This is a genomic window from Pseudomonas sp. ADAK2 TE3594 (genome assembly GCF_053628675.1).
In genome coordinates, this window is the sequence record NZ_JBRJGV010000001.1 from 5,300,842 (window position 1) to 5,315,110 (window position 14,269).

The following is a 14,269-nucleotide window of genomic DNA, read 5'->3' on the forward strand; positions in this document are numbered from 1 at the left end:
AAATTTTTAAAGAACGATCTAATCAAAAGACTAGAAATCAATATTCACACCAGAATATTCATTTCTAAACTCTCAAACGTTTCGAAGCAGTTAATGGTGGAGCCAAACGGGATCGAACCGTTGACCTCCTGCGTGCAAGGCAGGCGCTCTCCCAGCTGAGCTATGGCCCCATACAAAATTGGTGGGTCTGGGCAGATTCGAACTGCCGACCTCACCCTTATCAGGGGTGCGCTCTAACCAACTGAGCTACAGACCCAATTTCGAGCGCGTAACTGTTAGCGTTGAGCTATCAGCTTGGAGCTTAAAGCTGCTTCTATCGTCTTCTTCAATGAATCAAGCAATTCGTGTGGGAACTTATGGAGCAGCTGATGTCGTCGATTAAGGAGGTGATCCAGCCGCAGGTTCCCCTACGGCTACCTTGTTACGACTTCACCCCAGTCATGAATCACACCGTGGTAACCGTCCTCCCGAAGGTTAGACTAGCTACTTCTGGTGCAACCCACTCCCATGGTGTGACGGGCGGTGTGTACAAGGCCCGGGAACGTATTCACCGCGACATTCTGATTCGCGATTACTAGCGATTCCGACTTCACGCAGTCGAGTTGCAGACTGCGATCCGGACTACGATCGGTTTTATGGGATTAGCTCCACCTCGCGGCTTGGCAACCCTCTGTACCGACCATTGTAGCACGTGTGTAGCCCAGGCCGTAAGGGCCATGATGACTTGACGTCATCCCCACCTTCCTCCGGTTTGTCACCGGCAGTCTCCTTAGAGTGCCCACCATGACGTGCTGGTAACTAAGGACAAGGGTTGCGCTCGTTACGGGACTTAACCCAACATCTCACGACACGAGCTGACGACAGCCATGCAGCACCTGTCTCAATGTTCCCGAAGGCACCAATCCATCTCTGGAAAGTTCATTGGATGTCAAGGCCTGGTAAGGTTCTTCGCGTTGCTTCGAATTAAACCACATGCTCCACCGCTTGTGCGGGCCCCCGTCAATTCATTTGAGTTTTAACCTTGCGGCCGTACTCCCCAGGCGGTCAACTTAATGCGTTAGCTGCGCCACTAAGAGCTCAAGGCTCCCAACGGCTAGTTGACATCGTTTACGGCGTGGACTACCAGGGTATCTAATCCTGTTTGCTCCCCACGCTTTCGCACCTCAGTGTCAGTATCAGTCCAGGTGGTCGCCTTCGCCACTGGTGTTCCTTCCTATATCTACGCATTTCACCGCTACACAGGAAATTCCACCACCCTCTACCATACTCTAGCTCGTCAGTTTTGAATGCAGTTCCCAGGTTGAGCCCGGGGATTTCACATCCAACTTAACGAACCACCTACGCGCGCTTTACGCCCAGTAATTCCGATTAACGCTTGCACCCTCTGTATTACCGCGGCTGCTGGCACAGAGTTAGCCGGTGCTTATTCTGTCGGTAACGTCAAAACAATTACGTATTAGGTAACTGCCCTTCCTCCCAACTTAAAGTGCTTTACAATCCGAAGACCTTCTTCACACACGCGGCATGGCTGGATCAGGCTTTCGCCCATTGTCCAATATTCCCCACTGCTGCCTCCCGTAGGAGTCTGGACCGTGTCTCAGTTCCAGTGTGACTGATCATCCTCTCAGACCAGTTACGGATCGTCGCCTTGGTGAGCCATTACCTCACCAACTAGCTAATCCGACCTAGGCTCATCTGATAGCGCAAGGCCCGAAGGTCCCCTGCTTTCTCCCTTAGGACGTATGCGGTATTAGCGTCCGTTTCCGAGCGTTATCCCCCACTACCAGGCAGATTCCTAGGCATTACTCACCCGTCCGCCGCTCGCCACCAGGTACAAGTACCCGTGCTGCCGCTCGACTTGCATGTGTTAGGCCTGCCGCCAGCGTTCAATCTGAGCCATGATCAAACTCTTCAGTTCAAACATCTTTGGGTTTTTAAGAAACCCTAAACTTGGCTCAGCAATCGTTGGTTACATCTTTGATTTCTCGCGGAGTAACTTGTGATGCTGATAATCTTGTTGACTATCAGTCTGACTCCACAAGCACCCACACGAATTGCTTGATTCAGTTGTTAAAGAGCGGTTGGTTAAGATCTTTCGTCTCAACCGAGGCGCGCATTCTACAGCAGCCTCTGTTGCTGTCAAGCGGTTATTTTCAGAAGTTTTCAAAGTTTCGCTTGGAAATCTTTAACAACTTCAACCACTTGCGCTTTCGATCTCTCGTTAGCGGGAGGCGAATTCTACAGCGTTACTCGCTGCTGTCAACACCTCTTTTTCTCCGCTTTCGACCGAGATGATCGAACCGTCAATAAGGCGAAAACACACTGCCCTACCAACTCCTTCTGGCTTCGATGAACTGAAGCGTAACCGCTGCCGAAAACTGCGTAACTCTTTGTTTACCAAGGAGTTTTCCGTTTCGACTGCGCCGGAAGTGGGGCGAATTATAGACTTCCAGAATCTGCCGTCAACCCCTGATTTCAGCTTTATTCGGATTTGAGCGTAATACGCGCAAATGCCTTCTTCCCGGCCTGGCAAACATGGGTCGCGCCCAGTACGTATATAAAGGTGCGATCGACAACCTCACCATCTATACGCACACCACCAGAACCGAGAAGGTCGCGCGCCACTGCGGAGTTCTTCACCAGGCCCGCTTTATTAAGGACAGCAGCAATCGGCATATCCTCGGCAGCGGTCAGCTCGATCTCTGGCAGATCATCCGGCAGCTCACCGTCTTTCATACGGTTGCCCGCCGCACGGTGAGCATTGGCCGCAGCCTCTTCACCATGGAAACGCGCAACGATCTCTTCGGCCAGCTTGATCTTGATGTCACGTGGATTCGCGCCCGCTTCAACGTCAGCCCGAAAAGCATTGATCTCTTCCATGGAGCGGAAACTGAGCAATTCGAAGTAACGCCACATCAGCACATCCGGAATAGAGACCAGCTTGCCGTACATGACACCTGGCGCCTCCTGGATGCCGACGTAGTTGCCCAGCGACTTGGACATCTTCTTCACGCCATCCAGACCTTCGAGCAATGGCATGGTCAGAATGCATTGAGCCTCCTGACCATAACTACGCTGCAGCTCGCGCCCCATCAGCAGGTTGAACTTCTGATCGGTACCACCCAGCTCGACATCCGCACGCAAAGCGACCGAGTCATAACCCTGAACCAGCGGATAGAGGAATTCGTGAATGGCGATTGGCTGATTGGTCGTGTAGCGCTTGTCGAAATCGTCGCGCTCGAGCATGCGAGCCACGGTGTATTGCGAAGTCAGACGAATAAAGTCGGCCGGCCCCATCTGATCCATCCAGGTGGAGTTGAACGCTACTTCGGTCTTGGCTGGATCAAGAATCTTGAAGACTTGAGTCTTGTAGGTCTCGGCATTCTCGAGAACCTGCTCACGGGTGAGCGGAGGACGTGTTGCGCTCTTGCCGCTCGGATCACCGATCATCCCGGTGAAGTCACCTATAAGGAAGATCACCTGGTGCCCCAGATCCTGGAACTGACGCAGCTTATTAATAAGCACGGTGTGACCCAGGTGCAAATCCGGCGCAGTCGGATCGAAGCCTGCCTTAATACGTAGCGGCTGGCCACGCTTGAGTTTCTCGATCAGCTCGGACTCGACCAACAGTTCTTCTGCACCACGTTTGATCAGCGCTAGCTGCTCTTCAACCGACTTCATAACAGACCCGCAAGGCTCAGATTCAAAGGGGAACAACCATACAAGATCGCGCACCAAATACAAGTTTTGCCCGGCGCACGGACGCCAATCCACGGACAGAGCGTTCGCAGGCTTGCTTCAGAGATGATTTGGTTATATTTTATACAGTTATTTCGTCTTCATCATGTCATTCATCTTTTCCAATTCATCTTTTCAAAGTCAAAATTACCTATGACCACAGAACCGTCTAAAGCGCCGCCGCTTTACCCGAAGACCCACCTGCTCGCAGCAAGTGGCATCGCCGCCCTTCTCAGCCTGGCGCTTCTGGTATTCCCTTCCAGTGATGTTGAAGCCAAAAAGACGACCCTGAGTCTTGAACTGGAAAGCCCTGCAGAACAACTGACACAAGATCAAGACGCCGCCGACGTCGTCCAAGCCACAAATGAGCCGGCAGCCTCCCCTTTCGCGCAGATCGAAAACAGCGCCGAAGACACCCAGGAAACCGCTCAGGTCGCCCCCGCGCCAGTCGTCGAAGAAAAGAAGGCGCCAGGCCACAGGGAAGTGATTGTCAGCAAAGGCGACACTCTCTCGACTTTGTTCGAGAAAGTCGGCCTTCCGGCCACTTCGGTGCATGAAGTACTGGCCAGCGACAAGCAGGCCAAGCAGTTCAGCCAACTCAAACATGGCCAGAAGCTTGAGTTCGAACTGAGCCCGGATGGCCAGCTGACCAACTTGCACAGCAAAGTCAGCGATATGGAAAGCATCAGCCTGACCAAGAACGACAAGGGTTATGCGTTCAACCGCATTACCGCCAAGCCCACTGTTCGCTCCGCCTACGTTCATGGCGTGATCAACAGTTCGCTGTCGCAATCTGCCGCCCGAGCCGGTTTGTCCCACAGCCTGACCATGGATATGGCCAGTGTGTTTGGCTACGACGTCGACTTCGCCCAGGATATTCGCCAGGGTGACGAGTTCGATGTGATCTATGAACAGAAGGTCGTCAATGGCAAAGCAATCGGCAACGGCCCGATCCTCTCCGCACGCTTCACCAACCGCGGCAAGACTTACACCGCGGTGCGCTACACCAACAAACAAGGCAACAGCAGCTACTACACGGCTGACGGCAACAGTATGCGCAAGGCGTTTATCCGTACCCCGGTAGACTTCGCCCGCATCAGCTCGAAATTCTCCATGGGCCGCAAGCACCCGATCCTGAACAAGATCCGCGCCCACAAAGGTGTCGATTACGCCGCACCACGCGGTACGCCGATCAAGGCTGCCGGTGACGGCAAAGTATTGTTGGCGGGTCGTCGCGGTGGTTACGGCAACACCGTGATCATCCAGCACGGTAATACCTACCGCACGCTGTACGGCCACATGCAGGGCTTCGCCAAAGGCATCAAGACTGGCGGCAGCGTCAAGCAAGGTCAGGTGATCGGTTACATCGGCACCACCGGCCTCTCCACCGGCCCGCACTTGCACTACGAGTTCCAGGTCAATGGCGTGCACGTCGACCCGCTGGGTCAGAAGGTGGCGATGGCCGATCCGATCTCCAAAGCTGAACGCTCACGCTTCCTCGCGCAAAGCCAACCGCTGATGGCGCGCATGGATCAAGAGAAAACCACTCAGCTGGCTTCGAAACGCTAAGCCATGGCGCTCTATATAGGTGTGATGTCCGGGACCAGCCTTGATGGCCTGGACATTGCGTTGATCGAGCAAACCCCGGCGATCAAGCTGATCGCCACCCATTACATCCCTATGCCTGATTCCCTGCGCGCCGAGCTGCTTGGCTTGTGCGCCAGCGGCCCGGACGAGATTGCCCGCTCCGCCATTGCCCAGCAGAACTGGGTGAAACTGGCCGCACAGGGCATTCACACCCTCCTCGACCAACAAAATCTGAAACCCGACGACATTCGCGCGATTGGCAGCCACGGCCAGACCATTCGCCACGAGCCGGCGCGCGGGTTCACGGTGCAAATCGGCAACCCGGCCTTACTCACCGAGCTGACCAGCATCACCGTGGTCAGCGATTTCCGCAGCCGCGATGTAGCCGCTGGCGGACAAGGCGCGCCACTGGTTCCAGCCTTTCACGAAGCCCTGTTTGAAGAACGACCTGGCAACCGCGCGGTATTGAACGTCGGCGGGTTCAGCAACCTCAGCCTGATCGAACCCGGCAAGCCTGTTGCCGGGTTTGACTGCGGCCCCGGGAACGTCCTGCTGGATGCCTGGATTCACCAGCAACGCGGCGACAACTTTGATCGTGACGGCCATTGGGCTGCCAGTGGCAAGGTTGAACCTGCCCTGTTGAACGAGCTGCTCAGTGATCCGTTCTTTGTGACTCAAGGCCCGAAGAGCACCGGCCGCGAAGTGTTCAATTTGCCGTGGCTGATGCAGCATCTATCACAGCTACAGACCTTCGCTGCCGAAGATGTACAGGCCACGCTGCTTGAGCTGACTGCGCTGACCATTGTCGAGTCATTGCAAAGCGCCCAATCGGATACCCGGGAGCTGCTGGTTTGTGGTGGCGGCGCGCACAACGCCACGCTGATGAAGCGCCTGGCCAGTCTGTTGCCGAACGCGAAAGTCAGCAGCACTGCTGCGTATGGTGTAGACCCGGACTGGGTCGAAGCCATGGCCTTCGCCTGGCTGGCCCATTGCTGCCTGGAAGGTATCGCGGCTAACCGTCCGAGTGTCACCGGTGCCCGCGGCCTGCGCGTACTCGGCGCCATCTACCCCGCCTGAGCCTGAAACCCCAGACAGCAAAACGCCGCAGAGTCCTGAGACCTTGCGGCGTTTGGTAATGCGGTGAGGGTGCGATCAGATCGAGAACGAAGAGCCGCAGCCACACGTGGTGGTAGCGTTCGGGTTCTTGATCACGAAACGCGAACCTTCCAGACCTTCCTGGTAATCCACTTCGGCACCTGCCAGGTACTGGAAGCTCATCGGATCGACCACCAGGCTGACGCCTTCGCGCTCGACGATGGTGTCGTCATCGGCCACTTCTTCATCGAAGGTGAAGCCGTATTGAAACCCTGAACAACCGCCGCCCGTAACGAATACGCGCAGCTTCAAGCGATCATTCCCCTCTTCATCGACCAGGCTCTTCACCTTGTGCGCGGCACCGTGGGTGAATTGCAAAGCCGTGGGGGTGAAGGATTCGACGCTCATGCTGACTATCTCCCGGCGTTACGCCGCCATAATGCGTGATGACGCGCATTATCCGCTTCTCCCAGAAAATCGGTCAACTATTGTTACGGTATATCAATCAACCCAATTGTCAGACCAAAATGCAAAAAGGCCCGTACGACGGGCCTTTTTGCTGAGTGGGATAAGCCTTACGGCAGCATGCCCGCATGGGACAGACCCAAGCGCTCATCCAGGCCGAACAGGATATTCAGGTTCTGCACCGCCTGACCCGACGCGCCTTTGACCAGGTTGTCGATCACCGACAACACCACCACCAGATCACCATCCTGCGGACGGTGCACGGCAATACGGCAAACGTTGGCACCACGCACACTGCGGGTTTCCGGATGGCTGCCGGCAGGCATCACGTCGACGAACGGTTCGTTGGCATAGCGCTTTTCGAACAACGCTTGCAGATCCACCGAACGATCCACGACAGTCGCGTAGAGCGTCGAGTGAATGCCGCGAATCATTGGCGTCAGGTGCGGAACGAAGGTCAGCCCCACGTCCTTGCCCGCTGCACGACGCAGGCCCTGGCGGATTTCCGGCAAGTGACGGTGCCCTTTGACGGCGTAAGCCTTCATGCTTTCCGACGTCTCGGAGTACAGCGAACCTACAGAAGCGCCACGACCGGCACCGCTGACGCCGGATTTGCAGTCTGCGATCAAGCGCGAAGTATCCGCCAGACCCGCTTCAAGCAAAGGCAGGAAACCCAATTGCGTGGCAGTCGGGTAGCAACCCGGCACAGCGATCAGGCGCGCCTGTTTGATTTGCTCACGATTGACTTCCGGCAAGCCGTAAACCGCCTCCTCCAACAGTTCCGGCGCGCCGTGCGGCTGACCGTACCATTTGGCCCACTCATCGGCGTCTTGCAGACGGAAGTCTGCCGACAGGTCGATCACCTTGGTCCCGGCAGCCAGCAACTCACCCGCCAGGGCATGGGCGACACCGTGCGGCGTGGCGAAGAACACCACGTCGCAGGCCCCGAGGGTCTTGATATCCGGAACGCTGAATGCCAGGCCGTCGTAATGGCCTCGCAGGTTCGGGTACATGTCGGCCACGGCCAGGCCGGCCTCGGATCGGGAAGTGATCACTACCACTTCAGCTTGCGGATGCTGTGCCAACAGACGCAGCAGTTCGACACCGGTGTAACCCGTGCCGCCGACGATACCGACCTTGACCATAAACCTGCCCTCAACGAACCCACTGGAAAGCCGTCGATAATAGGGGCCGCGCGGCCCTGCGACAACCGTCAAGGTGACGTGCGGACGCTCTACCCCCTACTATCTTCGCTACCGTGAACCTTGGAATAACTAAAAATGCTTTATCTGTGGCTCAAAGCGCTTCATATCGTCAGCATGGTCTGCTGGTTTGCCGGCCTGTTTTACCTGCCGCGCCTGTTCGTCTATCACGCCCAAAGCGAAGACACCGTCAGCAAGGACCGCTTCAGTATCATGGAGCGCAAGCTGTATCGGGGCATCATGGGCCCGGCGATGATCGCCACCCTGGTGTTCGGCATCTGGCTGATCAGCCTCAACCCGAGCGCCTACTTCACCCAAGGTGCATGGATGCATGCCAAATTGACCTTGGTCGTTATCCTGATCGGCTACCACCACATGTGCGGCGCACAGGTAAAACGTTTTGCCCGTGGCGAAAACACCCGCAGCCATGTCTTTTATCGCTGGTTCAATGAAGTGCCGGTTCTGATATTGCTGGCTATCGTAATTCTGGTCGTCGTTCGGCCGTTTTAATCCAACAGGCATCATTCACCCCGGGGTACTTCCAATGTCGCTGCCCGCTTTGCTCGAACAACGCTTGCGTCTGCCCGTGGTGGCGGCGCCGATGTTCCTGATTTCCAACCCTGAACTGGTGCTCGCCTGCTGCCGTAATGGCGTGGTCGGCAGCTTTCCTGCGCTGAACCAGCGTGAGAGCAGCGGCTTCAAGGCCTGGCTGGAAGAAATCGAAGCAGGGCTGGCGAAACTGGAAAACCCCGCGCCTTACGCGGTGAACCTGATCGTCCACAACAGCAACCCGCGATTGCAGGCGGATCTGGCGATCTGCATTGAGCACAAAGTACCGATCGTGATCACTAGCCTCGGTGCCGTGAAAGAACTGGTCGACGCCGTGCACAGCTACGGCGGCCTGGTGTTTCATGACGTGACGACCCGTCGCCACGCGGAAAAAGCCGCCGAGGCCGGCGTGGACGGTTTGATCGCCGTGGCTGCAGGCGCCGGTGGTCACGCCGGGACCTGGAGCCCGTTTTCGCTGATCGCCGAGATTCGCCAGTTTTTCGACAAAACCCTGTTGCTGGCCGGCTGCCTGAACCATGGCCATGAAATTCTTGCCGCGCAGTTGCTCGGTGCAGATTTGGCCTACTTCGGTACGCGATTTATCGGCACCACTGAAAGTCATGCGCCTGACGCGTATAAGGAGATGCTCCTGACTTCCAGAGCCGCAGACATCGTCCATACTCCAGCGGTGTCGGGAGTACCGGCAAGCTTCATGCGCCGGAGCCTGGAGGCCGCCGGTTTCGACATGGCAGCCCTGCAAGGCAAGGGTGAGGTGAACTTCGGCTCCAAGCTCAAGCCGTTGAGCGATGAAGCCAAAGCCTGGAAAACCGTGTGGTCCGCAGGCCAGGGCGTCGGAGAAATCGATGACCTGCCGAGTGTCGATCAACTGGTCGCACGTCTCGACACCGAATACCGCAAGGCGCTGGAACTGGCGGCGGCGTTGCCCAAGCGCTGGCCGCGCTGACAGAAAAACTTGGCCAGCCCAATCCGGCTGGCCCTACACTCCATATTCGCAACTCCGTCTATTACAAACTCTCGCGACAAGGATGCCTCGGCCATGAGCGAAAACCGTTTCAAGATCGTCTTCGATGGCGCTCTGCAGCCAGGTGTTGACGCCACCACCGCGAAGCTCAATCTCGCCGAGCTGTTCAAAAGCGATGTTGCGGCCATCGAGCGCCTGTTCAGTGGCCGGACGGTTGCACTCAAGCGCGACCTGTCACACGCCGATGCGCAGACTTACCTTCAGGCGCTGACGAAAACCGGCATCGATGCCCGAATCGAAACAGAACCCTCGATCGAGCTGAACCTGTCCGACGTTCACGAACACGCCCCTGCCTACAGCCAACCTGTCACGGCAGATCCCGATTCTCCCTATGCACCGCCCCGTGCCTCTGTCGGCGAAGCACTCCCGGAGTTTTCTGCACTCAAGGCATTCAGTTTCGTTGGCCGCATCGGTCGCTTGCGCTTTCTGGCCTGGACGATGGCTCTTACGCTGGTGACCCTTGGCGTTGGTTCCATGCTGGCTATTTTCGGCTTCGCGCTCATCAGCACAGACTCGACCGCCGGCTTGATTCTCGCTGGCCTGCTGGCCTTTATCCTGGTCGTGGTGCTCGCCTTCATCAGCATCCAGTTCAGCGTGCAGCGCCTGCACGATATCGGCTGGTCCGGCTGGCTCTGGCTGCTGAACCTTGTGCCGGTCGTGGGCAGCGTTTTTCCATTTGTAATAATGATCGTGCCGGGTAACAACACGGCCAACCGATATGGCGCACCACCACCGCCCAACAGCAACGCGGTCAGGGTGCTGGCTTCACTGTGGCTGGTGTTTATCGCGATCATGTTCGTCGGCGGGCTGACTGGTGGCCTCACTGCGATCCAGGATGAGTATGAAAGCGCCACCGAGAGCACCTATCAAAGCAGCTCGATGATCACCGACGAAGTTGAAGTGGAGCCGGCCGATGAGGCCGAACAAGCGCCAAATTCATCCGATGATGCAGCCGAAGCAGCCGAGGCCCCTGTAGACTCTGCGAAAGAATGAACAGCGCTCCCCGCCCGTGACACCTGCGTCGCCGGCGCGGAGCTGTTGCGATGGAGAACTGCATGACCCGTTACGCTCTGATCACTGGCGCTTCCAGCGGCATCGGCCTGGCGATGGCCGAAGCGCTGGCCCGGCGCGGCCGCAGCCTGATTCTGGTGGCCCGACAGCGTGATCAGCTGGAAAGCATTGCGATTGAACTGACTCAACGTTTTGGTGTGGAGGTGCTGTTTCGCGCCTGCGACCTGGGCGAGCCGCTGAGGCTGTCCGGTTTTTTGCTGGAGCTGGAGGAAGGCGACAGGCAGATAGATTTGCTGGTCAACTGTGCCGGCATCGGTACCTGCGGCCCATTCCTGGCCCAGGACTGGATGACCGAGCAGGACTTGATCGAAGTGAACATCCTGGCCCTCACTCGCTTGTGCCATGCCATCGGCAACAGCATGGCCTTGCAGGGCGGCGGGCAGATTCTGAACGTCGCCTCGGTCGCGGCGTTCCATCCCGGTCCCTGGATGAGCACTTACTACGCCAGCAAGGCTTACGTACTGCATTTTTCCGAAGGTTTACGCGTCGAACTGAAGAAATGTGCGGTCAAGGTATCGGTGCTGTGCCCCGGCCCGACCCGCACGGCGTTTTTCCGCACCGCGCAACTGGACACCGACAAACTGGTCGAGAGCAAACTGCTGATGAGTCCAGAAGAAGTCGCGCTCTATACCGTGCGAGCGCTGGCGAAAAATCGCGCCATTATTATCCCCGGTCGCCTGAATCGCTGGTTCGCGTTCCTGCCGCGGCTCGGCTCACGCTGGCTGACCCGGACAATCGCGGGCATGGTCAACAAAGCCTATTGCCCGCGCTGATCAATCCTCAAGGCAAAAGACTGGGCTCTGACATAACCCATGGTTACACTCAGGCCAGCCCAAACAACGGAGAAAACAGCTGTGGATACTCTGTTCACCAAGATCATCAACCGGGAAATCCCGGCCAGGATCATTTACGAGGACGACCAGGTACTGGCCTTCCACGACATCGCACCACAGGCCCCCGTGCATTTCCTGGTTGTCCCGAAGAAACCGGTGCGTACCCTTAACGACCTCACCGAGGACGACAAGGCTTTGGCCGGGCATATTCTGTTCACGGCCCAGCGCCTGGCTCTGGAATTGGGCTGTGAAGAAGGTTTCCGGGTGGTCATGAACTGCAATGAATTGGGCGGGCAGACCGTCTATCACATTCATATGCACGTGTTGGGTCAGCGCCAGATGCACTGGCCGCCGGGCTGATCCAGCAACCGCCCCCTGTAGGAGCGAGGCTTGCCCGCGAAGGCGTCCTCAAGTGCGCCAAAAGCTTCGCGGGCAAGCCTCGCTCCTACAAGGATTGGTGGTGACACCACCGGAAATGACCCAACGCAAACCCTCCCCCCCGCCGATTGGGTTAAACTGGCCGCCGAGATTCTTCCCGGAGGTCAGCATGACTACCCAACGTCACTACTCGCCAATTGACCGTCTTCTGCTGCAAGCCGACGCCGCGATGCGTACTTTGCTGCCCTTCAGTGGTCAGCCCTACCGTCCGTCGCCGGCCATCGTGCAGCCGGATGCGCAAATGAGCGACGAGGACACCCGACACGTCGCTGGTTTAATGCGCATCAACCATACCGGCGAAGTCTGCGCCCAGGCGCTGTATCAAGGTCAGGCCCTGACCGCCAAGCTGCCGAAAGTGCGCGCCGCCATGGAGCACGCCGCCGAAGAAGAAATCGACCATCTGGTCTGGTGCGAACAGCGCATTCATCAGTTGGGCAGCCACACCAGCATCCTCAATCCGCTGTTCTACGGTATGTCGTTCGGGATTGGCGCGGTCGCCGGATTGATCAGCGACAAAGTCAGCCTGGGTTTCGTTGCGGCCACCGAGCATCAGGTCTGCAAACACCTGAACGAACACCTTGAGCAACTGCCTGCCGGGGACGAAAAATCCCGAGCGATCCTGGAGCAGATGCGTATCGATGAAGAGCATCATGCTGAAAGTGCGCTGGATGCAGGTGGATTTCGTTTTCCGGCACCAGTGAAGTTCGGGATGAGTTTGTTGGCCAAGGTGATGACGAAGAGTACTTATCGGATCTAAGTATTGCAGCGCCCGCGACGTCCCCATCGCGGGCAAGCCCGCTCCCACAGGGACCGCGTTTCGGTAATAAAAAAGGCGACTACCCAATGTAGTCGCCTTTTTTGTACTCGGAACTCTTAGTTCGGCATGTTGCGCGCGTAGAAAATTTGCATCACCTGAGTCTGCACGTTGATTCAACCGAGCTCGATGATTTCGTAGTCGTGGGTAATCGCCACGCCGGCCGCGCCGAGCATAATCGAGGCCGAGCAATACTTCTCGGCCGACAGCTCGATGGCGCGCTTGACCTGAGCTTCTTTCAGCCCGCGGCCTTTGACCACGAAGTGCATGTGGATTTTGGTGAAAACCTTCGGGTCTTCGGTCGCACGCTCGGCTTCGAGGAACGCTTCGCAGCTTTCGACGGCCTGACGGGACTTCTTGAGGATGCTGACCACATCAAAATTGCTGCAACCGCCAACACCTAGCAGAAGCATTTCCATCGGCCGGACACCCAGGTTACGACCGCCGGCTTCGGGCGGTCCGTCCATGACCACGACATGACCGCTGCCGGATTCGCCGAGGAACATGGCTTCGCCAGCCCATTGGATGCGTGCCTTCATCGCCAAGACTCCACTGTCTAAAAAAGGGTCGCCAGCTTAGCACAGGGCCCTTGATTGGCAGCGCTTCGCCTTCCTAGGACATAACCATCTGCGTCGTAGGCAAATTCTCGAATCTTGAAGGAATGCGTCTGTTAAGCTGACGCCAAATCAATGGCGTATCGCCAGCTTTGCAGCGAATAAAAAGGATCGCAGGCTTCGCCAGCGCCTACAAAAAAACATACCGTGCAGTCTTTTCGGGATACAACCATGGTTGCTATTACCCCAACACCCAAAATCAAGAACCTCGACAAACTGTTGATGCACTGCCAGCGCCGTCGCTATGCCGCCAAGAGCAACATCATTTGTGCCGGTGACCGCTCGGACACGCTGTTTTTCATCATCAAGGGTTCGGTGACCATCCTGATTGAGGATGACGACGGCCGTGAAATGATCATTGCCTACCTCAACTCCGGCGACTTTTTCGGCGAGCTGGGTCTGTTTGAGCAAGCCGGCCTGGAACAGGAACGCAGCGCTTGGGTACGTGCCAAGGTCGAATGCGAAGTCGCGGAAATCAGCTACGCGAAATTCCGCGAGCTGTCCCAACAAGATCCAGACATTCTTTACGTGCTCAGCGGACAAATCGCACAGCGCCTGCGCAATACCACGCGCAAGGTCGGCGACCTGGCGTTCTTCGACGTGACCGGTCGCGTTGCGCGCTGCCTGCTGGAACTGTGCAAGCAACCAGACGCCATGACCCACCCGGACGGCATGCAGATCAAGGTGACCCGTCAGGAAATCGGCCGGATTGTCGGTTGTTCCCGTGAGATGGTCGGCCGCGTACTCAAGGATCTGGAGGAGCGCAACCTGGTCGACGTCAAAGGCAAGACCATGGTGGTCTTCGGCACGCGCTAAGCTCG

13 protein-coding genes, 2 tRNA genes and 1 rRNA gene are annotated in these 14,269 nt (G+C 57.1%); 9 read left to right on the forward strand and 7 right to left on the reverse strand.

Translation table 11 applies throughout. The annotated features are described in order from the left end of the window. Positions 1-94: 94 nt before the first annotated feature. From AB7M22_RS23845 to tyrS, 4 genes are all read right to left on the reverse strand, one after another. A tRNA-Ala gene (locus AB7M22_RS23845) sits at positions 95-170 on the reverse strand. A 9-nt stretch (positions 171-179) separates the two neighbouring features. After that, positions 180-256 (reverse strand) — tRNA-Ile (locus tag AB7M22_RS23850). A gap of 123 nt (positions 257-379) precedes the next feature. Further along, positions 380-1,918 (reverse strand): 16S ribosomal RNA (locus AB7M22_RS23855). A 563-nt stretch (positions 1,919-2,481) separates the two neighbouring features. Continuing rightward, a complete protein-coding gene (gene tyrS, locus AB7M22_RS23860; RefSeq protein ID WP_305483466.1) occupies positions 2,482-3,681 on the reverse strand; it encodes a tyrosine--tRNA ligase in 1,200 nt (399 codons plus the stop codon). Positions 3,682-3,891: 210 nt separating this feature from the next. On the opposite strand from tyrS, the gene AB7M22_RS23865 reads away from it, so the two are divergent. Both AB7M22_RS23865 and AB7M22_RS23870 read left to right on the forward strand, forming a co-directional pair. Then, positions 3,892-5,307: a peptidoglycan DD-metalloendopeptidase family protein gene (locus AB7M22_RS23865; RefSeq protein ID WP_454187954.1), complete on the forward strand. Its 1,416-nt coding sequence runs from the start codon at positions 3,892-3,894 to the stop codon at positions 5,305-5,307. Positions 5,308-5,310: 3 nt separating this feature from the next. Next, positions 5,311-6,402: an anhydro-N-acetylmuramic acid kinase gene (locus AB7M22_RS23870; RefSeq protein ID WP_454187955.1), complete on the forward strand. Its 1,092-nt coding sequence runs from the start codon at positions 5,311-5,313 to the stop codon at positions 6,400-6,402. A 75-nt stretch (positions 6,403-6,477) separates the two neighbouring features. Here AB7M22_RS23870 and erpA read toward each other — a convergent pair whose 3' ends face one another. Both erpA and argC read right to left on the reverse strand, forming a co-directional pair. Beyond that, complete coding sequence (gene erpA / locus AB7M22_RS23875) at positions 6,478-6,828, reverse strand: iron-sulfur cluster insertion protein ErpA (RefSeq protein WP_007906865.1); 351 nt, start codon at positions 6,826-6,828, stop codon at positions 6,478-6,480. Between the two features lie 167 nt (positions 6,829-6,995). Continuing rightward, positions 6,996-8,030 carry an N-acetyl-gamma-glutamyl-phosphate reductase gene (gene argC, locus AB7M22_RS23880; RefSeq protein ID WP_008008353.1) on the reverse strand — a complete coding sequence of 345 codons (1,035 nt, stop codon included), beginning with the start codon at positions 8,028-8,030 and terminating at the stop codon, positions 6,996-6,998. A gap of 135 nt (positions 8,031-8,165) precedes the next feature. On the opposite strand from argC, the gene hemJ reads away from it, so the two are divergent. The 6 genes from hemJ to coq7 all read left to right on the forward strand — a co-directional run bounded on the left by hemJ (position 8,166) and on the right by coq7 (position 12,777). Then, the gene (gene hemJ / locus AB7M22_RS23885) at positions 8,166-8,597 is read left to right on the forward strand and encodes a protoporphyrinogen oxidase HemJ (RefSeq protein ID WP_454187956.1); all 432 of its coding nucleotides are present in this window, start codon (positions 8,166-8,168) and stop codon (positions 8,595-8,597) included. Positions 8,598-8,631: 34 nt separating this feature from the next. After that, complete coding sequence (locus AB7M22_RS23890) at positions 8,632-9,600, forward strand: NAD(P)H-dependent flavin oxidoreductase (protein WP_454187957.1); 969 nt, start codon at positions 8,632-8,634, stop codon at positions 9,598-9,600. A gap of 93 nt (positions 9,601-9,693) precedes the next feature. Next, complete coding sequence (locus AB7M22_RS23895; RefSeq protein ID WP_454187959.1) at positions 9,694-10,671, forward strand: DUF805 domain-containing protein; 978 nt, start codon at positions 9,694-9,696, stop codon at positions 10,669-10,671. 62 nt (positions 10,672-10,733) lie between these two features. Next, on the forward strand, positions 10,734-11,522 hold the full coding sequence (locus AB7M22_RS23900) for an SDR family NAD(P)-dependent oxidoreductase (protein ID WP_032835131.1): 789 nt from the start codon (positions 10,734-10,736) through the stop codon (positions 11,520-11,522). Positions 11,523-11,603: 81 nt separating this feature from the next. Further along, positions 11,604-11,942, forward strand: a complete 339-nt coding sequence (locus AB7M22_RS23905; RefSeq protein ID WP_454187960.1) for a histidine triad nucleotide-binding protein — start codon at positions 11,604-11,606, stop codon at positions 11,940-11,942. 187 nt (positions 11,943-12,129) lie between these two features. After that, positions 12,130-12,777 (forward strand): 2-polyprenyl-3-methyl-6-methoxy-1,4-benzoquinone monooxygenase, encoded by a 648-nt coding sequence (coq7, locus tag AB7M22_RS23910; protein WP_454187961.1) that lies wholly within the window; start codon positions 12,130-12,132, stop codon positions 12,775-12,777. A 173-nt stretch (positions 12,778-12,950) separates the two neighbouring features. Here coq7 and AB7M22_RS23915 read toward each other — a convergent pair whose 3' ends face one another. Then, positions 12,951-13,373 (reverse strand): OsmC family protein, encoded by a 423-nt coding sequence (locus AB7M22_RS23915; RefSeq protein WP_003176451.1) that lies wholly within the window; start codon positions 13,371-13,373, stop codon positions 12,951-12,953. 246 nt (positions 13,374-13,619) lie between these two features. Here AB7M22_RS23915 and crp point away from each other — a divergent pair, with 246 nt between their 5' ends. Continuing rightward, complete coding sequence (gene crp / locus AB7M22_RS23920; protein ID WP_007941656.1) at positions 13,620-14,264, forward strand: cAMP-activated global transcriptional regulator CRP; 645 nt, start codon at positions 13,620-13,622, stop codon at positions 14,262-14,264. Positions 14,265-14,269 lie beyond the last annotated feature (5 nt).